Origin of the sequence: Streptomyces sp. NPDC098101, assembly GCF_044760185.1 — a bacterium.
Taxonomy (GTDB): Bacteria; Actinomycetota; Actinomycetes; order Streptomycetales; family Streptomycetaceae; genus Streptomyces.
On the sequence record NZ_JBIWAS010000001.1, the window covers coordinates 1,039,149 to 1,062,021 of the forward strand.

Annotated in this window: 16 protein-coding genes and 1 pseudogene; 8 read left to right on the forward strand and 9 right to left on the reverse strand. The window is 71.9% G+C overall.

Annotated features, from left to right (window positions below; all coding sequences use genetic code 11):
* The first annotated feature begins 37 nt into the window (after positions 1 to 37).
* Positions 38 to 2,365, forward strand: coding sequence for a transketolase-like TK C-terminal-containing protein (locus tag ACIQVI_RS04195; protein WP_403590803.1), 2,328 nt, complete (start codon positions 38 to 40; stop codon positions 2,363 to 2,365).
* Positions 2,366 to 2,427: 62 nt separating this feature from the next.
* Here the strand turns inward: ACIQVI_RS04195 and ACIQVI_RS04200 are convergent, their stop codons facing one another.
* A complete protein-coding gene (locus tag ACIQVI_RS04200; RefSeq protein WP_403590806.1) occupies positions 2,428 to 3,432 on the reverse strand; it encodes an ABC transporter substrate-binding protein in 1,005 nt (334 codons plus the stop codon).
* Between the two features lie 169 nt (positions 3,433 to 3,601).
* Positions 3,602 to 4,792, reverse strand: coding sequence for an amidohydrolase family protein (locus tag ACIQVI_RS04205; RefSeq protein ID WP_403590808.1), 1,191 nt, complete (start codon positions 4,790 to 4,792; stop codon positions 3,602 to 3,604).
* 642 nt (positions 4,793 to 5,434) lie between these two features.
* On the opposite strand from ACIQVI_RS04205, the gene ACIQVI_RS04210 reads away from it, so the two are divergent.
* Positions 5,435 to 6,733 (forward strand): MFS transporter, encoded by a 1,299-nt coding sequence (locus ACIQVI_RS04210; RefSeq protein WP_403590811.1) that lies wholly within the window; start codon positions 5,435 to 5,437, stop codon positions 6,731 to 6,733.
* An 84-nt stretch (positions 6,734 to 6,817) separates the two neighbouring features.
* Here ACIQVI_RS04210 and ACIQVI_RS04215 read toward each other — a convergent pair whose 3' ends face one another.
* From ACIQVI_RS04215 to ACIQVI_RS04240, 6 genes are all read right to left on the reverse strand, one after another.
* Positions 6,818 to 7,492, reverse strand: a complete 675-nt coding sequence (locus ACIQVI_RS04215) for a GntR family transcriptional regulator (protein WP_403590814.1) — start codon at positions 7,490 to 7,492, stop codon at positions 6,818 to 6,820.
* Positions 7,493 to 7,659: 167 nt separating this feature from the next.
* Positions 7,660 to 8,757, reverse strand: coding sequence for an amidohydrolase family protein (locus tag ACIQVI_RS04220; RefSeq protein WP_403590817.1), 1,098 nt, complete (start codon positions 8,755 to 8,757; stop codon positions 7,660 to 7,662).
* 310 nt (positions 8,758 to 9,067) lie between these two features.
* Positions 9,068 to 10,708 (reverse strand): FAD-dependent monooxygenase, encoded by a 1,641-nt coding sequence (locus tag ACIQVI_RS04225; protein WP_403590820.1) that lies wholly within the window; start codon positions 10,706 to 10,708, stop codon positions 9,068 to 9,070.
* Positions 10,708 to 11,610: an alpha/beta hydrolase gene (locus ACIQVI_RS04230; protein WP_403590822.1), complete on the reverse strand. Its 903-nt coding sequence runs from the start codon at positions 11,608 to 11,610 to the stop codon at positions 10,708 to 10,710. The genes ACIQVI_RS04225 and ACIQVI_RS04230 overlap by 1 nt, the downstream gene beginning before the upstream one ends.
* A 358-nt stretch (positions 11,611 to 11,968) precedes the next feature.
* Positions 11,969 to 13,429, reverse strand: a complete 1,461-nt coding sequence (locus ACIQVI_RS04235) for an aldehyde dehydrogenase family protein (RefSeq protein ID WP_403590825.1) — start codon at positions 13,427 to 13,429, stop codon at positions 11,969 to 11,971.
* A gap of 67 nt (positions 13,430 to 13,496) precedes the next feature.
* On the reverse strand, positions 13,497 to 14,456 hold the full coding sequence (locus ACIQVI_RS04240; protein WP_403590829.1) for an amidohydrolase family protein: 960 nt from the start codon (positions 14,454 to 14,456) through the stop codon (positions 13,497 to 13,499).
* Between the two features lie 106 nt (positions 14,457 to 14,562).
* On the opposite strand from ACIQVI_RS04240, the gene ACIQVI_RS04245 reads away from it, so the two are divergent.
* The 4 genes and pseudogenes from ACIQVI_RS04245 to ACIQVI_RS04260 all read left to right on the forward strand — a co-directional run bounded on the left by ACIQVI_RS04245 (position 14,563) and on the right by ACIQVI_RS04260 (position 17,650).
* Positions 14,563 to 16,182: a bifunctional 3-(3-hydroxy-phenyl)propionate/3-hydroxycinnamic acid hydroxylase gene (locus ACIQVI_RS04245; RefSeq protein ID WP_403590832.1), complete on the forward strand. Its 1,620-nt coding sequence runs from the start codon at positions 14,563 to 14,565 to the stop codon at positions 16,180 to 16,182.
* A gap of 56 nt (positions 16,183 to 16,238) precedes the next feature.
* A complete protein-coding gene (locus ACIQVI_RS04250) occupies positions 16,239 to 17,063 on the forward strand; it encodes an IclR family transcriptional regulator (RefSeq protein ID WP_403590835.1) in 825 nt (274 codons plus the stop codon).
* A gap of 102 nt (positions 17,064 to 17,165) precedes the next feature.
* Positions 17,166 to 17,330 (forward strand): annotated as a pseudogene (locus tag ACIQVI_RS04255) (hypothetical protein); the annotation flags it as partial.
* Positions 17,267 to 17,650 carry a hypothetical protein gene (locus ACIQVI_RS04260; RefSeq protein WP_403590838.1) on the forward strand — a complete coding sequence of 128 codons (384 nt, stop codon included), beginning with the start codon at positions 17,267 to 17,269 and terminating at the stop codon, positions 17,648 to 17,650. The pseudogene ACIQVI_RS04255 and the gene ACIQVI_RS04260, both read left to right, overlap by 64 nt.
* Before the next feature lie 595 nt (positions 17,651 to 18,245).
* Here the strand turns inward: ACIQVI_RS04260 and ACIQVI_RS04265 are convergent.
* Positions 18,246 to 20,231 carry a class I SAM-dependent DNA methyltransferase gene (locus tag ACIQVI_RS04265; RefSeq protein WP_403590841.1) on the reverse strand — a complete coding sequence of 662 codons (1,986 nt, stop codon included), beginning with the start codon at positions 20,229 to 20,231 and terminating at the stop codon, positions 18,246 to 18,248.
* Between the two features lie 164 nt (positions 20,232 to 20,395).
* On the opposite strand from ACIQVI_RS04265, the gene ACIQVI_RS04270 reads away from it, so the two are divergent.
* Together ACIQVI_RS04270 and ACIQVI_RS04275 are read left to right on the forward strand one after the other, a co-directional pair.
* Positions 20,396 to 21,316 carry a serine/threonine-protein kinase gene (locus ACIQVI_RS04270; protein WP_403590844.1) on the forward strand — a complete coding sequence of 307 codons (921 nt, stop codon included), beginning with the start codon at positions 20,396 to 20,398 and terminating at the stop codon, positions 21,314 to 21,316.
* Between the two features lie 188 nt (positions 21,317 to 21,504).
* Positions 21,505 to 22,755, forward strand: a complete 1,251-nt coding sequence (locus ACIQVI_RS04275; RefSeq protein WP_403590847.1) for a protein kinase — start codon at positions 21,505 to 21,507, stop codon at positions 22,753 to 22,755.
* Positions 22,756 to 22,873: the final 118 nt, after the last annotated feature.

Sequence of the window (22,873 nt, forward strand, 5' to 3'; positions counted from 1 at the left end):
GCGCGCCGGGTGTGCCGATCGAGGAGACCGTTTCGCCATGACCACCGCACCAGCAGCCCCCCGGCGGCCCGCGGCCGACGACCTCGACGCGCTGCGCGAGGTCCAGGACCGCGTGCTGTGGCTGTCCAGCGCGATCGTGCACCACGCCAACCGCGTGCGCCCCAACCCGTCGGGACTCAAGGTCGGCGGCCACCAGGCGTCCTGCGCCTCGATGGTGTCCATCATGACGGCCCTGTGGTTCCGTCACCTGCGTCCCGAGGACAGGGTCTCGGTCAAGCCGCACGCCTCGCCGGTCCTGCACGCCGTCAACCACCTGCTCGGCGAGCTGGACGCCTCCCACCTGTCCACCCTGCGCGCCTTCGGCGGCCTCCAGAGCTACCCGAGCCGTTCCAAGGACCCCGACCCGGTCGACTACTCCACCGGTTCGGTGGGCATCGGCGCCACCGCGACCATCTGGGGCGCCCTGGCACGCCGCTACGCGGCCGGGAGATCCGACGGCGGCTTCGCCGGCCGGCAGTACGCCCTGGTGGGAGACGCGGAGCTGGACGAGGGCGCGGTGTGGGAGGCGGTCCTCGACCCGCAGGTGGCCGAACTCGGCGAACTGGTCTGGATCGTCGACCTGAACCGGCAGTCCCTCGACCGCGTCGTGCCGAACATCGCCGCCGGCCGCCTGCACGGCATGTTCGCCGCGGCCGGATGGCAGGTGCTCACCCTCAAGTACGGCACGCTCCTCGAGGAACTGTTCGCGCGCCCCGGGGGACCCGCCCTGCGGGCCCGCCTCGACGACATGTCCAACCCCGAGTACCAGCGGCTGCTGCGCTGTCCCGTCGACGAGTTGCGCGACCGGCTGCCCGGCTCCGGCCCCGAAGCCGAGGAGATCGGCCGACTGCTCGCGGAGGTCGACGACGCCACCCTCATGGAGTCGGTCCGCAACCTGGGGGGCCACGACCTGTCCGCTCTTGACACCGCACTGTCCGAGGTGGACGACCACCGGCCCACGGTGATCTTCGCGTACACCGTCAAGGGCCACGGCCTGCCCACGCAGGGCCACCCGCAGAACCACTCCTCGCTGCTGACGGAGGATCAGATGCGGCAGCTCGCGGACCAAGTGGGCGCCGACCTCGACAACCCGTGGGAGGGCTTCGCCCCGGACTCGGCGGCGGCCCGCCTCTGCGCGCGGACCGGGGCACGGCTGCGCCGGGACGCCGTCGCCGCGACCGCGCCCCCGGCGATCCCCACGGACATCGGCCGCACCCCGGCGGGGATCGCGACCACCCAGGCGGCCCTCGGCCGCACCCTGCTCGACCTGACCCGCAGCGCTCCCGAGGCGGCCCGCCGGGTGGTCACGGTCAGCCCCGACGTCAGCTCGTCGACCAACCTGGGCGGCTGGGTCAACAAGGTCGGCGTCTGGGCGCCCGTCGAGCGCGTGAACTGGTTCGCCGACGACGCGGAGACCATCCTGCACTGGCGGGAGCGCCCGACCGGCCAGCACATCGAGCTGGGCATCGCCGAGACCAACCTCGTCGGTCTGCTCGGCGAGCTGGGCGCGACCTGGAGCCGCTGGGGGAAGCCGCTGCTGCCCATCGGCGTGGTGTACGACCCCTTCGTCAACCGTGCCCTGGAACCCTGGTCCTTCGGCATGTACGCCGGCGGCCAGTCGATCCTGGTGGGCACTCCCTCCGGCGTCACCCTGGCGCCCGAGGGCGGTGCGCACCAGTCCATCACCACACCGTCCCTCGGCATCGAGCAGCCCGGCTGCACGACCTGGGAGCCCGCCTTCGCCCTCGACACCGAGTGGACGCTGCTCGCCGCCCTGTCCCGCCTCGGCAGGCCCGACGGGGGCTCGGCGTACCTGCGGCTCTCCACCCGCCCCGTCGACCAGACCCTGGCCCGGGTCCCGGCCGACCCGGCGGCCCGGGAACGCCGTCGCCGCCAAGTCGTAGCCGGCGCCTACCCCTTGCGTCGCCAGGACGGAGCCGAGGTCACCATCGCCGCCATGGGCGCCATGGTGACCGAGGCCCTGGCCGCCGCGGACCGCCTCCAGAACCTCGGCGTCCCGGCCGACGTGATCTGCGTGACCAGCCCCGGCCTGCTCTACAAGGCCCTGGACGCCCGCGCCGGCAACGACGACGCGCCCGACTGGATCCTGGACCAGGTCTTCCCCGCGGAGCGGGCCACGCCCCTGGTCACCGTCCTGGACGGGCACCCGCACACGCTGGCCTTCCTGTCCACCATCCACCGGGTGCCGACCCGCAGGCTGGGCGTCACCCGCTTCGGCCAGTCCGGCTCCCTGGACGAGGTCTACCGCCACCACCGCATCGACACCGACAGCATCGTCGCCGCCGCACTCGATCTCACCCGGTGAAGCGGAGTGCCGTGCGGGGGTGGGCGCCGGAGCTCCGACGCCCACCCCCGCACGGCACGCGGTCACTTCTCCGAGGAAGCCCACACCAGGTCCTCGGCCTTCGGCACGGAGCCGTGGACCTGTCCCGACGACGCCATGGCCTCGATCCAGGGCGCCAGTGCCTCCGGCGTGACGGACGTGTCCCAGTCGGGCAGCGGAGCCGCCGCGGCCCCTTCGCCCGGCACCTCCAGCGCGGACGACAAGAAGGTCCGTACGTCCTCCTCGTGGGACGACGCCCAGAGGTCGGCGGAGTTCAGAGCCGCGACGAACGAGGAGATCTTCCGCGGATTCCTCTCCGCCCACGTGCGCTTCGCGATCCACACGCCGGCGGTCGCGGGGGAGTCGATCGACAGGAACGGGTCCCCGAGCGGACGGTGACCGGCCGCCTCGACCGCACCCATGTACGGCTGGACGGTCGCGACGGCGTCGACCCCGCCGGAACCGAGTTCGCCGATCATGCTGGAGAAGGGCATCTGGACGAAACGCACGTCCTCGGGGTCCACGCCCGCCCTCTTCAGGGAGGTCAGCACCGCCAGGAACAGCGCGCCCGACAGGGAGGGCACCGCCACCTGCTTCCCCCGCAGATCGGTCACGGAGCCGACCGCGCCCGACTCGGCGGCGTAGATCTGGCCCTGCTGGTTCTCGTCGCGGTCGGTGTAGGAGCCGGCGATCACGGTGATGTCGTGCCCCTGCCAGGCGGAGGCGATGACGTCGGCCGGCGTGCCCCAGGCGATGTCGTACTCCCAGCCGAGAGAGGCGGCGAAGGACGCGATGCGCGTGCTCGGGTGCGAGGAGATCTCCACGTCGAGGCCCTGGTCGGCGAAGTCGCCGTTTCTCTCGGCCAGGAGGGGCAGGCTCGGCGGTGCCGCGTCGACGAGTGCCACGCGCACGGTGCCGTCCTCGGCCCGCTCGCCCCCGGGCGACGCCGAGCAGCCCGTGACCGTGACGGTGGTCAGCGTGAGGACGGTGAACAGGGCGGTGACGCCTCTCGGCCGGTGCACGGGACGGGTCGGAACTGGGAAGGTCATGGCGCCGTTCCTCGGGTGGGTGTACGGGAAGCGCCCGGAGGCGCTCGTGGATCTTCGCCGTGCTCCACGGCGAAGGCGTACCGGGCCCGGGACGCACCGCGCGGTGCCCGGACCCCGGCGTCGTTTCCCGACCGGGAGACGACGCCGGTCACGGTGGCGGGCGATCGGGTCAGGCGGTGGTGGGGACGTACTCCGCGCCACCGACCCAGACGCGCCGGACGGCGCGGGTCGCGGTGATGTCGGCGAGCGGGTCGCCGTCGATCAGGACGAGGTCGGCGCGGGTCCCGACGCGGACGGCGCCGCGGTCACGCAGGCCGAACGCCTGGGCGGGCAGGCTCGTCGCGGCCCGCAGGGCCTCCCGGTGGGTGAGCCCCGCGCGGACCAGGAGCTCCAGCTCGTGGTGCAGGCCGGTGCCGTACGGCGGTTGCACCGGGATCCCCGGAGTGAGGTTCGCGTCCGTGCCCGCCAGGATCCGCGCCCCCGCGCGGCGCAGCGCGGCGACGCTGCCCTCGGCGGCCGCGTAGTCCATGCCGGGTATCCCGAGCTTCCCGAAGCCCTCCATCATAGTCAGGGTGGGCACCGCGGCGGTGCCGGACGAGGCGTACCGCGCGGCCACCGACGCCGGCAGCGCGCTGTCCATCGGCACGTGGTGGATCATGTCGACCTTCGCGTCCAGCGCCCTCACCACCATGGCGGTGGTGGTCGCGTGGGCCATGACGAGCCTGCCGGCGGAGTGCGCGGCCGTCGTCACCGCCTTGAGGGTCTCCGGCGAGAGCCCCGGCTCGTCGATGATGACCTTGATGTAGTCCGAGCCCTCGGCGATCCGGGAGCGGACGAACGGGCCGGCCTGTTCGGGGCCGGTCAGTACCGCGTCCGCGGGGAAGGTCGGGATCCGGCTCTGGGGGCTTCCGGGTGCCACCGCCGGCGCGCCCGCGCTGCGGATGTCGGTCAGGCCGGGCAGTCCGCGCAGCGAGTCGACGAGCGAGGGAGGGAAGGAGGCCATGTCGAGGGCGGTGGTCACACCGGAACCGGCCAGTGCGTGCAGGGTGTCGACGTCCCGCAGATGGAGGTGCGCGTCGGTCAGTCCCGGAAGCAGCACCGCGCCCCCGCAGTCGATCCGACGTGCGCCGAGGGGGCTGATGCCGATGCGTCCGTTGTCGATGACCACGGTGAGCGGGGAGGTCACCCGGTCGCCGTCGAAGACCCTGACGTTCGTCAGCGCGATCTTCTCGAGCCGGACGGTCCGTTCCCGTGCGTGTGCGGAGGCGGGCGCGGCCAGCGCCGGCACCCCCGCGACGGCGATGCCGGCCGCCGTGGCCGTCTTGATGAAGTCACGCCGGTTCGTGTGGTTGATGCACATCGTTGTGTCTTTCTGCCGAGCGGGTGCGGAAAGTGCGGCGTTCGTGCCCCGGCCCCTGCGGAAGGCCGACGACGGTCCGTCGTCGGCACGGTGTTCCGGGGAGGTGCGACTGCCGCCGTGGCGTCCCGGTCGTGCGGGCGCGGGCGGACAGTTCGGGTGGCGGCGCCCGGCCGGAGGGGCCGGTGCCGGGAAGACGGACCGACCGTAGCCGCTATATGTGATAACAACAACCCTCCGGCGCCGAATCGGGATCCCTTCCCCTGCCGTCGGGGCACGGGTTCGGGTTCGGTCCGACGCGGGCATTGACACACGCCCGTGACGGGCTCCAGCATCACCCCCAGTTCCCTACGCGTGACCACGACGGGACAACTCCCCGCCGCTCCCGCGTCCACGCCGCGGTACGTCCGGCGACGCGACGTCCCGCGTGCCGCACCGTCCCGGCACCCACGGGCGACCCTTCCGAGCGGAAACCCCCTGCGGCACCTCCTGCTCGCGGCGGGAACCCACGGTCACCGACGAGCGCTCCCGTCCCGGCCCCGGGCGCCGACGGACAGCCCCGCGATCACTTCCGGCCCTCCGCCACGCCCCATCGGCGTCGCCGTGGCCTCTCCACCCGCGCAGTCCCTCCTGAGGAGTACGGACATGAACCCCACCCCCGGCAAACCCCCGACCAGGCCCCGTCCCGGCCCCGCGGTGGCCCTCGGGCTCGTCATCCTGTGCATAGAGGGGTACGACCTGTTCATCCTGGGCGCGGTCGGCCCCTCCCTGTTGTCCCACCCCGACTGGGACGTCACCAAGTCGACACTGGGCCTGCTGGGCAGCCTCACGGCACTCGGTATGCCGCTCGGCTCCGTCGCCGCCGGGTGGGCCGGTGACCTCTACGGACGCCGCCTGCCCATGACGGTCAGCCTGGCCTGGCTCTCCCTGAGTATGCTGCTGAGCGCCGTGGCCGGCGATCTCGCCCTCTTCGGCGCGACCCGCTTCCTCACCGGCATGGGCATCGGCGCCCTGATCCCCCTCGTCACCGCGTACGTCAGCGAAGCGGCCGATCCCGCCCGGCACTCCCTCCAGGTGGGCACCGCCACGACGGGACTGGCCGTCGGCGGCATCGTCACCGGCGTCGTCGGCCGCGTCCTGCTGCCCGAGTGGGACTTCCGCACGCTCTTCCTCTTCGGAGCGGTTCCCCTGGTGCTGATCCCCGTGGTGTGGCGCCTGGTGCCCGCCGTGGTGCGGGACCACCCGGCACAGACCCTGCCGGAGGCCGGGACGGAGACCGCCGAAGCAGAGCCGGACGAGTCCCCCAACCGCCTGCGCCGGTTGCTCGCCCCGCGATACCGCCGCTCCACACTGCTGTTCTGGGCGGCCACGTTCGCCGGGCTCGTCATCGTCTACGGCGCCAGCACCTGGCTGCCCACGCTGATGGTCGACAACGGGTACGACCTCGGCTCCTCGCTGGAGTTCTCCATCGCCTTCAACGCGGGCGCCGTCATCGGCACCCTCGGCGCCGCCCTGGTCGCGGACCGCGGGCTGCTGAAGGCCGCCACGGTCGTCAGTTTCCTCCTCGCCGCCGTCGCCATGATCGTCCTGAGCACACCGCAGCCCCGGCCGCTGCTCCTCCTCGTCTCCGCCGTCGCCGGTTTCGGCGCCCTCGGAACCCAGGCGCTGGTCAACATCTACGTCGCCCACGCCCACCCGGCACGGCTGCGCGGCACTGCCCTGGGCTTCAGCCTCGGCGTCGGGCGCGTCGGCGCCATCGTCGGCCCCAGCTACCTGGCCGCCGTCACCGTGCTGATCAGTTCGCCCAAGGCCGGCTTCTACGCCTTCGTGGTCCCGGCGATCCTGGGCGCGGTCCTGATCGGCCTGCTGCGGCCGGGCCGACGTGCGTCCGCACCCGCACCGGCCGACGGCCCTTCCGGGACGGAGACGCCCCTTGCCCGGTGACGCGGAGCACGCCTTACGCGAGGAGAAGCCCCCTACGGTGTCCGCCCGAAGATCCGGGTCGGACACCGTAGGGGGCGGCCGTGCTCAGGACAGGGCCGAGAAGGCCATCTTCTCGTTGCGGGCGAGGTGCTTCTCGACGGCGGCGCCGACCGTGTCCGGGTCGCGGGTGCGGAACGCCTCGACCAGGTCCATGTGGGCCCTGCCCCGCCGCTCGTGCTCGGCGGGGTCCGGGTCGAGCCGGCCGAAGCCGATGCGGATGTAGCGCTCCGCCGCCCGCCACAGGGTGGTCAGGACCCGGATGTCCCACGTGGTGGCGGCGGGCGCCAGGAGGGCGAGGTGGAAGGCGTGGTGGTCGTCGTAGATGTCGGCCATGCCGTGCTCCCGGACGCCGAAGTCGGCCGCGTGGGACTCCAGCCGGTCCAGCTCCCCGTCCGTCAGCAGGGTGCACGAACGCCGGGCGATCTCCGGCTCCAGGGCGCGCCGCAGGCGGTAGATGCCGCGCAGGTCGTCGAGGTCGAGCGGGGCGACGACGGCGCTGCGGCCCGGCCGCATGATGACCAGGCCCTCGCTCTCCAGGCTGCGCAGCGCCTCGCGGATGGGGATGAAGCTGATGCCGAGCATCCCGGCCAGCTCGCGCAGCGAGTACTCCGTACCGGGGGCCAGATGGCCGGCCAGGATCGCCCGCCGCAGTTCTTCGGTGGCCTGCTCCACCACGGACCGCGACGTGATGGGCTGGACCGCCCCCCGGGGTGTCGCCACGGTGTGTTCCTCGTTTCGGCCGTCCGGTGGTGGACACCAACTATAACTACGCCCTGGGGGGTGGACTGCGTGCATGACAAGGGCGGCGCGGGGGGTGCGGCCGCCGACGACGCCCCGCACCGTGGGGGCACGGTACGGGGCGCGGGGGAGGCGTGGCGGCGGGCTGCTCAGAGCTTCAGGATGCGCTCGGCGTTGCCGCCCGCGATCTTCCGGCGGTGGGAGGGGGACAGGTTCGCGCCGCGCAGGAACCCGACGGCCTGCTCGCTCTTCTCGAAGGGGTAGTCGATGGCGAACAGCACGTTGTCGATGCCCACCGACTTGATGGCGGCCTGGAGCATGGTGTCGTCCATCACGCCCGAGGTGGTGATGGCGATGTTCCGCCTGAGGTACTCGGAGGGCTTCCTCTTCAGCGGCACCTTGGTGGTGATGTTCTTGATCTGCACGTCGAGGCGAGGAGCGTGGTACGGCAGGAACTCGCCCATGTGGCCCACGATGAGCCTGGCCCCGGGGAAGTCGTCGAAGACGCCGCCGAGGATGACCCGGAGGGCGTGCCCGCCGGTCTCCGCCGCCCAGCTGTAGAGGGGGCCGACCAGCTCGGGACGGTCCTTCAGCAGTCCCCACGCGCCGGCCGGGGCCGGGGTGGGGTGGAGGTAGAGGGCGGCACCCAGTTCCTCCAACGCGGCCCACACCGGCCGGAACTGCGGCTCGTCCAGGTACTGGCCGTTGGTGTGGCCGTTGACCAGGAACCCGGCCATCTTGAGGTCGAGTACGGCACGTCTGGCCTCGCGCACGGCCGCCCGCGGGTCCTGGAGGGGCAGCGCGGCCAGGCCGCCGAAGCGGGTGGGGTGGGCGTCGACGACGGCGGCCAGGGCGTCGTTGGCGACCTGCGCGTCCCGCACGGCGACGGCCGCGTCGGGCTGCATCTGCACTCCGGGCGGGGTGAGGGAGAGCACCTGCATGGCGACGCCGTTGGCGTCCATGTCGGCGAGCCGGTACTGGGTGACGTCCGGCAGCCTCTTGAACCACTCGGCGGTGACCTCGGGCTTGAAGGGGATCGCGCCGTTCAGCGCCGTGCCCTGGGTGATGAGGCCCGGCAGGATGATGGCTTCCTCGATGGCGATGATCCGCAGTCTGCCGTGCGGGTCGGGCTTGCCGCCGTGGGCCTGGGCGGTGCCGGGCGCCATCAGCGTGGACGCGCCGGCGAGCGCGGCCGTGCCCGCCGCGGTGTTCAGGATCTGCCGTCTGGTCCATTGGTCAGCGCTCATGCGTGCTGCCTTCCTTTCGGGAGGAGGGTGTTCCCCGAGGGGGCGTGTTCCCGGTGCGGGGAAGCGGGACCGGCCGGTTGCTCCGTGCCGGAGCCGTCGCCATCGGCGAGGCCGCCGATGGCGCGGACCCTCGGTCCCTCTTCTTCCCCGGGGTACTGGTCCGCCCCGGCCGCGAGGCAGGTGCCTCGGACAGGGTGCGGCCGGGGCGGGGTCTGGTGGGCGGCGCGCGTACGCGCCGGTCGACGGGGCCGTGCGGCCCTCGCGTCGACGGAAACGAAGGGAGCTCCTCCCGCACGGCGTGCGGAGAGGCTCAGGAAGTGCGGAGCGCCGCCCTCTCGTCCCGGCGGGCGCCGCCGCTCAGGGTGTCGACGAGGGCGAGGGGATCCTCGGGGGCCTCGTCCCCGAGCCAGGCCACCACCTGGTCCGGGCGGACCAGGACGAGGCGGGCGCCCAGCAGTTCGGCGTACCCGGCGGCCACCGGCTCCGGCAGACGGACCACGGCGAGCGGGACGCCCCGCAGGCGCGCGGCCTCCTCGACGGCCGTCACCGACGCGTCCTGCCCGAGGGCGAGCAGCGTCAGGCCGTCGCCGAGCAGGTCGTACAGGGAGCGGCCGCCCTCCAGGAACAGGTGGGGGAGCCGGGCCCCGGTCCACGCGGAGCCCTCGCGTCCCTCCGGTCCGGCGGCGAGGACCGGCGAGCCGGTGATACGGAGGCCGAGGACCAGGTCGAGGGAGTGGAACTCCGCCTTCTTGGTCTCCTGGATCCGCGCGCCCGCGGCCCGCCGGGCCCGGGCGCCCGCCTCGTCGTCCGCGTCGAGGCCGTCGGCGAGCAACTCGGTGGAGAGCACCCGCATGTTGGCGGTCGCCTCGCGGATGACGCGTTCCTGCACCGGGCGGCGCTCGCGCTCGTAGCTGTCGAGCAGGTCCGGCCCGCCCCAGCCGGCGAGCACGGCCGCGAGCTTCCAGCCCAGGTCGACCGCGTCCCCGATGCCGGTGTTGAGCCCGTGGCCGCCGAACGGCGGGTTGAGGTGCGCGGCGTCACCGGCGAGGAAGATCCGGCCGTGGCGCATGTGGTCGACGATCTGCATCCGCGCGGTCCACGGGTCGGTGGACAGCACCTCGGCCTCCACCGGGCGGCCCGCCACGGCGTCGATGATCCGCCGCGCCTCGCGCTCCCCGGTCGCCCGGTCGACGCCGAAGGCGATCGCCCACCAGGTGTCCGCCCGGTCCAGCGGTCCGACCAGCGCCGGGGCCGTCGCGTTGACGACCCAGTACTGCACCGCCGGCCCGTGTGCCACGTGCTTCTCCAGGCCGGGGCTCCGGAAGACCATGCCGAAGTTCGGGCGCAGGGCCTCACCGCCCACGTAACGGGCGCCGATCCCGTCCCGTACGACGCTGCGCGGACCGTCGCAGCCGATCACGTAGTCGGCGGTGACGACGGTGCGCCCGCCGGCGCCGTCCTCGACGGTCACGGTCACCAGGTCGTCGTCCTGGCTCGTGCCGACGACCTTCGAGCCGAGGACGAGCCGTCCCGGGGCCAGCTCCTCGACCGCCTCGCGCAGCACCTCCTCCAGGACGTACTGCGGTGCCTGCTGGCCGGTCTCCGGGAAGCGGTCGCCCTCCGGGACCAGCCCCAGGACGCCGGTGAAGCGGGACAGTTCCCGGCCCGTCAGCGAGGTGCAGAACACCACGTCCTGGGACCAGGAGGCGGGTAGCGGGGCGCGCTCGCGCAGCCGCCCGGCCAGGCCCCAGCGGCGCAGGTGCTCCATCGTGCGCACGTTGAGGGTCTTGCAGCGGGGCCGTGCGCGGGACACGGTGGCGCGCGGCTCGACGACCAGGCAGTCGACGCCGCGCCGGGACAGCTCGACGGCGGCGGCCAGGCCGACCGGTCCGCCGCCGGCGACGAGGACCCGTACGTGCCGCGGGAGGTGCTTGTTGTCGGCGGAGGGCATCAGTTCTCGTTCTCGGCCTTCTGCCGTGCCCAGTGCGCACACTCCTCGGCGAACGCGAGCTGCCGCAGGTGCGTGGCGAAACCGAGCGTGTGGTGGTCGATGCAGTGCCCCGTCCCGCGGGCGACGCTCGCGTCCACGAACGGCGCCGAGGTGAACAGGGCGGCGAACGCGGCGACGTTCTCCGCGCCGCTGCTCCACAGGGCGTCGAACTCGGCGAGCGCGTTGTGCACGGGGACGCGGACCTTGGGGGCGAGCGCGGGCAGGTGCTCCCTCGGCCACCGCGGCGCCTGGACCAACTCCCTTACGGGAACCGGCGCGTACGAGCCGTGTGCCTGGCGCAGCCCCTCCGTCCGGAAGGTGTGGGCGGGACCGAACATCACCTTGTCCCGCTCCTCGTAGGGCAGGTCCACGGTCGCGTCCGCCGGGAGGGAGCCGAGGGCCTCGGCCGCTCCGCCGCTCGGGATGACGGCGCCCATGCCGGTCGCCGAGACGCCGATCAGGGGTATGTCCGGCTCGGAGGCGGCGATCATCAGGGCGATCATGCCGCCGATCGAGTGGCCGACGAGGAACACGCCGTCCGCTCCCAGGCGTTCGACGGCCTGCGCCAAGGCGCCGTCGAGCAGCTCCGCGTGCCGGGCGAAGGTGTTGGCGTCCGGTTCCAGCACGGTGCTGCCGCCGTAACCGGGACGGTCGAAGGCCACCACCGGATAGCCGTGTGCGACGGCGACGTCCAGGAAGGACCCCTCGGCGGCGCCCGCGACGTCGAAGTACCGCGCCGTGTACGTGCCGCCGTGGAGGGCGGCGATCAGGGGTTTGCCGGTGGGTTCGGCGGGCCCCGCGGCAAGTGCCGTGATCTTGTGTCCGTCGACCTCGAAGGTCAGAAGGTCGCGCTGTTTGGCCATCTGTGGCCTCCTGCCAGGAGTGGGTTCCAGCGTTCCGCGCGGATGGGGGGCGTCCTGCGGCGAACGACAGCGCGTGGCTCACGAATCGAGCCGACCGCCCCGGATCCATGGGTTCGGAGACCGTGTTCCGGGCGCCGTCAGGGCTCTGCGAGCCTAGGCGCTATATGTAATAACAGCAAGGGTTTCGGAGTTCCGCCGGAAGCCGGTTCGGTACCCTCCCGGCCGGTGTGGACCAGGGGACCGAAGCCGGCACGGGGCCGCCGTCGGTCGCGACGGTCCGACCGGTGACGGGCGTCCGGCAGGACGGAGTGGGCCGGGCGGGCCGGGCGGGCCCACCCCTCCTTCGGCGAGGCGCCCGTCAGTGGTGCCGCGGCGCGTAGTCCTGGGTGATCTGCTTGTGCTCCAGGAAGTCCTCCACGGACGCCAGGCCGCCGAGCCGGCCCACGCCGCTGGACTTGTAGCCGCCCTCCTCGAACTCGACCGTGAGGTTCGCCCAGCTGTTGAGGGAGATCAGCCCGGCGTCGAGCTGCCGCGCGACCCGCATCGGACGGTCCGCGTCCCGGCTCCAGACGCAGGCGCTCAGGCCGTACTCGGTGTCGTTGGCGAGGGCGATCGCCTCCTCCTCGGTGTCGAAGACCTGGACGGTCTGCACCGGGCCGAAGGTCTCCTCCTGGACGATGGGGAGCGAGGAGTCGGTGACCGCGAGCAGGGTCGGGTGGTAGAAGGCGCCGCCGGCCAGCTCGGGGCGGGTGCTCGGACCGCCGCGGACGATCGGCTTGGCGCCGGCCGCGACGGCCGCCTCGACGGCGGCGTCGACGCGGGCGACCGCCGCCTTGTCGATCAGGGGGCCGATCTGGCTCTCGGGATCGGCGGCCGGACCCGGACGCACGCTCTCCAGGCGCTGGGCGAGGGCGGCGGTGAACTCGTCGGCGATCTCCCGCTGGACCAGGACCCGGCTGCCCGTCATGCAGAACTGCCCGGCGAAGACGGTGCACGACGCGACGGCCGTGGCCAGCGCGGCCTCGATGTCGGCGTCGGCGAAGACCAGGTGCGGGGTCTTGCCGCCCAGTTCGAGGCCCACCCGCTTGAAGCGGGCCGCGGCGCCCTGGGCGATGAGCCGGCCGGTGGCGGTGCTGCCGGTGAAGCTGATGACGGGCACCTGCGGTGACTCGACCAGGAGACGGGCGACGTCGGAGCCGGACTCGACGACGACGTTCACCGCGCCGTTCGGCAGTTCGGGCACGGAGGCGAGGATCTCGCTCATGAGCGCGGCCGTGCGGGCCGCCTGCCCCGGCATCTTCACCACGGCCGTACAGCCCGCGGCGAGGGCCGGGGCCAGCGCGCGGATGCACAGGTAGGCGGGCGAGTTCCAGGGCACGACGATGCCGGCGACGCCGACGGGCTGCCGGATCGACATGGACTGGCGGCCCGGCTGGGTGTCGGTGACCCGGCCGTGCGGCTGGACGGCGAGTCCCGCCGCGAAGCGCAGCGCGCGCAGGATGAAGTGCGTCTCGAATCCCGCTTCGCGGCGGAGCTTGCCGTTCTCCAGACACAGCGTGTCGATCACCTCGTCCATGCGCGCGGCGTACGCGTCGGCGAGGTGACTGAGGGCGGTGGACCGCAGCATCGGGTCGAGACGCCAGTCGCCCTCCTCGAACGCGCGCCGGGCCGCGTCGACGGCCTGCCGCCCCACCTCCGCGTCGGCGTCCGCGTACGTGCCGATCACTTCGCCCGTGGCCGGGTTGATGCTCTCGGAGATCCTGGCGGAACCGACCCACTCGCCGTCGATCCAGTGCCGTGCGGTGTTCTCTCGGGTCATGTCGGCGACTCCTTGCTGAGGGGAAAAGGGAGGAAGAGCGGGAAGGGGGAGTGGTACGAACCGGCCTTCAGAGGCCGAGGAGCCGCTCGGCGTTGCCGTGGGCGATCTTCTCCCGGTCGGCCTCGCTGATCGGGGCCGTCCGCAGGAACTCGGTGGCCACCGCCATCTCCTCGAAGGGGTAGTCGGTGCCGAAGAGGATGTGGTCCGACCCCAGGGCCAGCAGCGAGCACAGCAGGGGCGGGGCCGAGCACACGCCGCTGGTCGTGATGTAGAGGTTGTGCCGGATGTACTCCGAGGGGTTGCCCCGGGCCAGCTCGACGCCCTGGTGGTTGTGGTAGTCCCAGCGGGAGTCCATCCGCCACAGGACGTAGGGCAGGCCCTCGCCCATGTGGCCGAGCAGCATCTTGGCGTCGGGGAAGTCGTCGAAGACGCCGCCGAACACGCACCGCAGGAAGTGGGTGGCCGTCTCCGAGCCCCAGCTCCACATCGGGCCGATGAGCTCCGGGTGCCCCTTGATGACGTGCGGGACGTCGACGCCGTTGGCCGGGTGCAGATAGAGCGGCACGTCCAGGCCGGCGGCGCGCTCCCACACGATCCGCAGCTCAGGGTCGTCGAGGTAGCGGCCCTGGGTGTGCGCGTTCACCAGGGCGCCGCACATGCCCAGCTCGGAGACGGCGCGCTCCAGCTCGTCGGCGGCGGCCTTCGGGTCCTGCAGCGGGAGGGCGGCGAAACCGGCGAAGCGGTCGGGACGGTCGGTGATCACGCCGGCGAGGAGGTCGTTCACGGCGGCGGCCTGCGCGACCGCGGTGGCCGCGTCCTTCTCGGCCTGGATGCCGGGGGAGTTGAGGGACAGCACCTGCACGTCCAGACCCGCCGCGTCCATCTCGGCCAGCCGCTCGCCGGTGATGTCCAGGAGCCGCCGGGACGCCTCGCGCCACTTGTCCGGCTGGAGGATCGCGGCCGCCGAGGCCCCGTACTTCTCCAGCTCCGGTGTGACGAAGTGTTCTTCCAGACCGATGGTCCGCATCGCGACCCCTCTGCATTTCACTTATATGCATTGACTTCCACGATGGTGAAACGTACGTTCCGTCGGTGTCAACCCTTTGAAACGTCCGAGTAAATGGAGGTGCCCGATGACGGGTACGGATGTCGCCGCGATGGGTCAGGCCGCGGGCGGGACCGCGCCGGACGTGGTCGTGGTGGGGTACGGCCCGGTGGGCATGGTGGCGGCCGCCCTGCTGGGGCGGGCGGGTCACCGGGTCCTCGTCCTGGAGCGCTACGCCGGCCTGTACAACCTGCCGCGGGCGGCCAGCTTCGACGACGAGACCATGCGCACCCTGGCCCGTCTCGGCGTGGCGGAGGCGCTGCTGCCCAAGGTGCGGGTGCAGCCCACCTACGAATGGCGCAACGGCGGCGGCGACCTGCTGATAGAGCAGTCCTTCGCCGAGACCGGACGCAGCGGCTGGGCGGAATGGAACATGATGTACCAGCCCGACCTCGAAGAGGCGCTGGACGCCCTGTGCCGTTCGATGCCCCGGGTGGAGGTGCGGCACGACAGCGTCGTCGTCGCCCTGGAGCAGACCGCGGACCGCGTCACGGTCACCTTCGAGGGGCCCGAAGGACCCCAAAGGGTCGAGGCGCGCTACGTCCTGGGATGCGACGGAGGCAACAGCTTCGTGCGCTCGTCGCTCGGCGTGGGACTGGACGACTACGGTTTCTCCGAGCCGTGGATGGTGTGCGACTTCCGCTTCCGCCGCCCGACCGAAGTGCCGTACGCGCTGCAGCTCGGCGACCCGCTGGGGCCGACCTCGATCATCTCGCTCGGCCCCGCGCACCACCGGTTCAGCTTCATGCTCGACTCGGTCGACGACTTCGCGACCGAGAGCGACCCGCAGCGGGTCTGGAAGCGGGTCGCCCCCTACCTCACCCCCGACGACGCCGACCTCATCCGGGTCGCCACCTACACCTTCCGGTCCCTCATCGCCCACGAGTGGCGCCGCGGCCGCGTCCTGCTCGCGGGCGACGCGGCCCACCAGATGCCCCCCTTCCTCGGCCAGGGCATGTGCTCGGGCTTCCGCGACGCGCAGAACCTCGCGTTCAAACTCGACCTCGTGCTGCGCGGGGCCGCGCCGGACGGCATCCTCGACACGTACCAGGCCGAGCGCGAACCGCACGTGCGCGCGGTGACGGAGAAGGGCATCGAGCTGGGCCACCTCCAGACCCTGCGCGACCCCGAGCGGGCCGCCGAGCGCGACCGGACCCTCCTCGCCCGCCGCGCGGAATCCGCCGCACCCGAGCCCATGCGCTTCCCGGACCTGGCCGAGGGCCTGTTCACCCGGGGCGCGGCCGCGGGCCGCGGACAGCTGTCGGTGCAGGGCGTCGTGGACGACGGCACCCGCCGCGACCGCCTCGACCAGGTTGTGGGCGGCGGGTTCCACCTGCTCGTCGCCAAAGACCACCTGGCCGCGCTGGAGGACGGCCGGCTGCTCGACGACCTCGCCGGGGCCGGCGTACGCGTCGTCGCCCTCGGCGAGCGGGCCGCGGCACACCCGGCTGCGGCCGTCGTACGGGACGTGGACGGCACCTACCGCGCCTGGTTCGCCGAGCTCGGATGCTCGGCCGTCGTGGTCCGGCCCGACTTCTACGTGTACGGCACGGCCGACGGCCCCGACGCGGTGACCGGCCTCGCGGCCGAGCTCCTCGACGCGATCCACGGCGGCGCGACCGCCCGGGAGGTGGAGGCGGACGCCTGATGCCGCCCTCCACGGTTCCGGGCGACGCCGTCGGGCCGGTCACTATGATCGCTTCCGTGAAGACACGTCACCCCTCCGACTCCGACTCCGAGGCCGGCGAGGCGTCGCCGGCCCGGCAGGGCATCCAATCCGTCGAACTGGCGATGACCGTCCTGCAGGCCCTCGAAGAGGGACGGGGCCCGATGAGCCTGACGCAGATAGCCGCCGCCAGCGGAATGCAGCCCAGCAAGGCCCACCGCTATCTCGTCAGCCTCGCCCGCGTCGGCCTCGTCGCCCAGTCGCCCAGCTCCGGGCACTACGACATGGGACCGGCCATGCGACGGCTCGGTGTCGAGTCACTGCGCAGGATGGACGAGGTGGCCCTGGTCAGCGAACACCTGCCGGGACTGCGGGACCGTACCTCGCACGCGGTCAACCTGGCGGTGTGGGGCGACCACGGCCCCGTCGTCGTGCGCTGGGAGTACGGCGCCCACGCCCTGCCGATCACGGTCCGCGTCGGCGCCACCATGCCGCTGCTGAACTCGGCGATGGGAGGGGCGTTCCTCGCCCACCTGCCCGAGCGGCTCACCGAGCCGGTGCTGCGCGGACAACTGGAGACGGAGACCCTGGACGCGGCCACCCGGGACCGGATCGACCGGATCCGGGACGAGGTGCTGCGCGAGGGAGTGGCCACCACCGTCGGCGGCGTCATCCCCGGCGTCACCTCCCTGGCGGCCCCCGTGTTCACGGCCGGCGAGTCCTTCCCCCTCGTCGTCACCCTCGTGATGCCCGCCCGGGGCGTCACGGAACAGGACGTGACCCGCCTCTCGGCGGAACTGCTGAACTCGACGCGGGCCATGTCCGAGATGCTGGGCCACTCCACGGACCGGCGCCGACCGTAGGGCGCCCGCGCCCCCCTAACATTCGGGAAGCGCGTCACGAAGCTCGGTCGCTCCCCCCATCGGCACACCCGCGACTGGAGCGCCAAGGTCGCGAAGGCGGACGCCTTCGTGTTCGTTATGCCGGAGTACAACTACGGCTACAAAGCCGAACCGAAGAACGCGATCGGCTCCCCCACACCGAGTGGCAGTACAAGCCGGTGGGCTTGGTCAGCTACGGCGGCGTGTCGGCGGAAACGCGCGCGACGCAGAAGATCAAGAAGGTGGTGACCACCCTGAAGATGACACCTGGCTTCGAGGCCGTCTCCATTCCCTTCGTGCAGCAGTTCGTCGACGACAACCGGCGACTGCTGCTGGAAGGCGAGGATTCCGGTGCCGGCACGATGGGCTCACCGACCCGGTGGGAGACGGTGACGACGAGCGCGGACGCGGACGAGGGCGCTCCACCGTCCCGGGTGACAGCCGCACTGGTCGATCGCCGGAGCATGCACGACGGCCGCGGCGGGCCCTTCGCCTCTGCTGGCCCTGCCCGACGGTCGGGTCGCTCCGGTGCCACAGCGCCGACATCGACGACTCCAACCATGAAGTGACCGATCTGCTGACACGGCCCCGGCCCATCGACGGCGACCTCACCGTGATTGCCCAGGCGCTCATGACCGGCTCCGGAGCCGATCATGAGCGCGCCGCCGCCGTACGGCTTGGTAGTCCCGCGCCGGCCTCGACACGGTCCTGGAACGCGTCGCCGCCAAGCCCGGCACCCACTGCCCCGGGTCTTCCCTCCCCCCTTGTACGACAGGGCCTGGAGAACCTCCACAACGAACACTGACGTCGTGGACGGCGTCGTGGGACGACAGGGGCGCGTCCGGGGTCGGCAGGACTGGATGCGGGGACGCCGGACAAGCGGCGGGATTTCCGTCCTCTTGCCGGACTGGATGGGCCACTGGGGTGGGTCGGCATCGAGCCGGACAGCGTCCGGCTGCAAACTGCCTTACGATACGTGTGCGGGCGTACGGCACACCATAGATCGGCCTCACCGGCATCACCGCGGAGACGGCGGGGCGCAAGCCGACCCCTGGCGAGAACGACCTGTGGATCGCCCTGCACGAGAAGGTGGCGCTCGATCTGCTGCTGGAGGCCCCCGGTGAGTCCTGGCGACCCGGCGCGGTGACACCGCTGCCGGTGGGGTCAGACGGTCAGCCCGCCTGCCGCGAGCCGATCGCTCATGTCGCTCACCAAGCCCTTGCCTGAACCGTCGGCCGTGGCGAGCAGTTCTTCGAAGGCCCGGAGGCGACGAAACGTCTCGGCATACGTCGTCTGCTTCTCCAGGGGGAGTTGGAGCACCTGGAGACGCCGGATGTCGATCCGGGATGAGCTGGAGGCGTGAGTGCCTGCCTGGCGGCCATTGGTCGGCGCGTACAGGCAGCCGGCGAGGAAGTGGGCTTCCAGCTTCTCCGCATCCACTCGCAGGAGGTAGAGCTGAGGGCCCAGGGCTATGGGAGGGCCTTCGTGGACCCATGCCTTGAAGGCCCGAGCCACTCCGGCGACCAGGACATCGCCCTCTTCGGCGACGGCTGGAGCGGAACCGGTGGGGACCACACCGCTGGGAGTGCCGTCATGCAGAAGATCGGCGATGGTGAGGAGCGGAACGGTGCCCCCGTCACTCGTCGTGGCCGACGGCGGCGGCTGCTGGCCGGCGCGCAGCGTCAGCGCACCGGCTTTGACGAGATCCCCCACCGTCGTCGTGGTCTGTGGAGTTCCGGTCTCGAAAGCGAGTCGGGACAGGTGTCGCGAGTGATCGGCCAGATCGGTCAGCAATGAATCGAACTTGTTCCACTTTCGGACCAATTCCTCGTGGGACGGCTCGTTCGACACTGCTGTGTAGCGCCCCGGAGTGACGTCCACCTCGTCGTCGAGAAGGTCGAGGAGGGGGACGCGTACGGCGCCCTTCGGTGGCTCCTGGTCCACCTGGTCGAGGGTCGCCATCGACGTCAGGACGAATGAACCGAGGCTCCCCCAGTCGGGGCTCGGTTCGCGCGTTCCCGGTCTGGCGAAACGCGTGGCGTCCACCAGGAGGACGTGCTGGCTCGGGGGAGCGGTCGCAGGACTCTCCGGTGCCGCACGGAGGATCCACAACTGAAGTGACACACTGTGCGGTTGCGCGCTGCCGGGGGGCAGGGACACGACCGCGCGAAGTGTTCCGGTGCGCAGCAGTGAGCCGCGGATACGGCGGCCCGCCTTGCGTGACGCGACAGCCGGTGGAAGGACGACCACGGCGGCCCCGCCCGGCTCGAGGTGGGTGAGCAGATGCTGCACCCAGGCCAGTTCGGGCTCGGTGCGAGGAGGTAGACCGTGTGTCCAGCGCTGGTCGGTGGCCAGTTCCTCGTAGCCCCAGTCGCGTTCGTTGAAGGGGGGATTGCACAGGGCGATGTCGGCCTTCGCGCCGGGGAAGGGGTCGTCCCGCAGGGTGTCGGCAGTGGCGATCCGCGGCCGGATGTCGTACTTCTCCGTGAGGAACGAGAGTCGACCGGCGGTCAGCGCGGCGAGCGCCGGATCCCGCTCGCACGCGAGTACCTCCAGCCCGGGGCCGTCGTACTCCTGCAGGGCCGCGGCGGCCAGGTGTCCGGTGCCGCTCGCCGGATCGAGGAGGGTCAGTCGGCCCCGTGCAGGGCCGAGACGGACGGCGAGAGCGACCCGGGCCATCAGCGCGGCGAGTTGTGGCGGCGTGGTGCTGAGCTGTCGGACATGGGTTTCCAGCCATCGTTGCAGCAGGAACTCGAAGGTTTCATGCGGTCCTTCTTCCCGCCCCACCCGAGCCGCCCGGTTCACCAGGGTCTTGGCTTGAGGGGAGAGGTCGGGGTGGGCTGTCCGTGCTTCGGGGGAACGCATCAGGCGAGCCGCCTCGGCGATGGCCAGCCCGGACTCGTTCCGGCTGCCGAGTGCCTCGAAGCGCGGCCAGAGGAGTTCCCGGCCGCCGATGTCCCTGAGCTTGCCGTTGTTCCGCAGCCACAGCTCCACCTCTGCCAGCGAGAACTGCGGACTGACGTCGGTGCCTCCGATCCGGGTGGGGAAGGAGTCGTGGCGGCGGCGCCAGTTGCTTACGGCCGCTCGCCCGACGCCTGCGATCCGAGCGATCTCGGCCAGGCTGACGGGGACGGCGTCATGGGCGCTCATGGTTCAGTCTCCGAGGTCCTTGGCGGCCGGCTTGTCGGCGTTCCCAGTGGCCGTTCATGCGGGGAAGGCTACTACCATCATTGACTTTGTTCACAGTGTGTACGTTCCATTCGGTTGTGTAGGGAATGTGGAGGTCGGCAGATATGTGGAGTCCCACGCCGGGAATGGTGATCCATGACCGCTATCGACTGGAGTCCGTACTGGGCCGAGGTGTCATGGGTCACGTGTGGCGGGGGCGGGATCTCCCTCTTGAACGACCCGTCGCGGTGAAGACCGTCGCCACGGAACTGCTGGCCGTGGCGAGCGGCCGCGACGCCGCGCTGGCACGGTTCGTCAGGGAGACACGGGCTGCCGCGCGTCTTGATCACCCGAACGTCGCCACGGTCTTCGACGCGTCGAGCGCGGACGACATCTGCTGTCTGGTGATGGAACTGATCGACGGCACCACGCTCGAGTACCTCTTCGACCAGCAGGAGGACGGCCGGTTCGGCGTCTCCTCCGCCGTCGCCGTCGCCGCCCAGCTGTGCGCGGGACTCTCCGCGGTCCATGCGGCGGACCTGGTGCATCGCGACCTCAAGACCCAGAACGTCATGGTCCGCCGCGACGGTGTCGTGAAGATCCTCGACTTCGGCCTGGTCAAGCTGCTCAGCGACACCGACCCGCGGCTGACGGCGACCGGCGAGGGAATCGGCAACCTCATCTGCGCCTCTCCTGAGCTGCTGGCCGGCCGGGACCGGCTCGACGGCCGCAGCGACCTGTACGCCGTGGGCTGCCTGCTGCACCACATGCTCACTGGGGAGACGCTCTTTCCCGCGGATCAGCCGGCGCTGCTGGCCTCCAGTCATCTCGCCTCGGCCCCGCCCCTCGTCGCCGACATGGGGGTGCGCGTGCCCGGGGATCTCCAGGACCTGATCACGGCACTGCTGGCCAAGCGGCCCGACGACCGTCCCGCGTCGGCGGCCGAGGTCTACGCCGCTCTGGCCCCCCATCTGCCGGAGCCGGATCCCGGGCTGGCCCTCAGGAGGACTCCTCCGGAGGATCCGCGCCGCCCCTTCCTGGTCCCCCAGGGCCCGACGCTCCTGTGAGCGAGGGCGTCACCGGGCCTGGAAGCCATCCTGATCGTTGTAGTCCACACTTTCCGGTCACGGGCGGCACCAGAGCCATGTGACCGATGACAGAATGCCCCGGTCGGCCGCTGTGCCGTGAGGCTCCCGACCGCGGGAGGCGGTGGGCGCGGCAGGCGCCGGGACTGGGGGGCGCGATGCGGTGGAGCATGGGACGGTACGAGCTGACGCACGAACTGGGCCGGGGCGGCATGGGCGTCGTCTGGGCGGCACATGACCGTGACCGCGACCGCGAGGTGGCCGTCAAGCTCCTCGCGACCTGTGGCCGCGGGGCCGAACCGAGCATGCTGGAACGCCGGTTCCTGCGCGAGATCCGCCTGACCGCTCGCCTGCGGCACCCGGGTGTTCCCGCCGTCCACGACCACGGGAACCACGAGGGCGAGCTGTATCTGGTCATGGATCTCGTCCCGGGCCGGACCTTGGACGCCGTTCTCAAGAACGACGGCCCTCTGCGTGTCGAGCAGGCGGCGGATGTGGCCCGGCGTGTGTCCGAGGTGCTGTCCTACGCCCATGGCCAGGGGGTCGTGCATCGCGACCTGAAGCCGTCGAACCTGATGCTGGCCCCCGACGGGGAGGTCAAGGTCCTGGACTTCGGGGTCGCCGCGGCCCTGGAGCCCCAGCCGGGCGAGACCCGTTTCACCGCTGCCGACGCCACTCCCGGCACGGTCGTCTACATGGCGCCCGAGCAGGCTGTCGGGCGGACTGTGCCCGCCAGCGACCTGTACTCGTTGGGGTGCGTTCTGTACGAACTGCTCACCGGATCTCCTCCTTTCGTGGACGCCAGTCCGTTCATGCTCTACCACCAGCACGCCAACGACCCCGTTCCGCCGCTCGCGGACCGCTGCCCCGACGTACCGGACGGCCTGCGGGTGCTGGTCGACCGGCTGCTGGAGAAGAAGCCCGAGGACCGGCCCGGCTCGGCCGAGGAAGTGGCCGGTCTGCTCGCGGCCTGGGCGCCCCGACCGGCTCGCGCGGCCGGGACCGCGCCCGCCCACCCGCGACTGGCCGAACTGGCCGCCCTGCGCCGCGCGGGACGTCCCGCGCGCGCCTTGGAGGAGTACCGCGAGTTGATGGACGGCTTCGGTCTCGACCGCGCGGACATGCTCGCCGCCCGTGCCGGAGCCGCTCTGTGCGCGGGGACGCTCGGCCGCACCCGTGAGGCCCTCGACGAGCTGAAGTCCGTCCTTGCCGAACAGCGCAGCCTGCTCGGGCCGGGCCACTCCGCCGTCCTTGACACCCGCTATGAGATCGCCGTCCTGCTGGTCCGCACCGGGGAAAGGCGCGCTGCCGAAGAACTCCTCCGGCGCCTGGCCGACGAGGAGGAGGCGGTCCTGCCCGAGTCCGACCCCGGGCGCGGACGGAGCCGGAAACTGCTGGAGCGACTGCGCCGCATGGGCTGAGAGCCATTGGCGGTCGACACCACCGGCTTGATTGTTTGTAATCTCTGTTCACACGATCAGGCTCATGTTAGCCTGCCGTCACGTCGTTCCGGAGGGGAGACAGGACACGAGACACTGT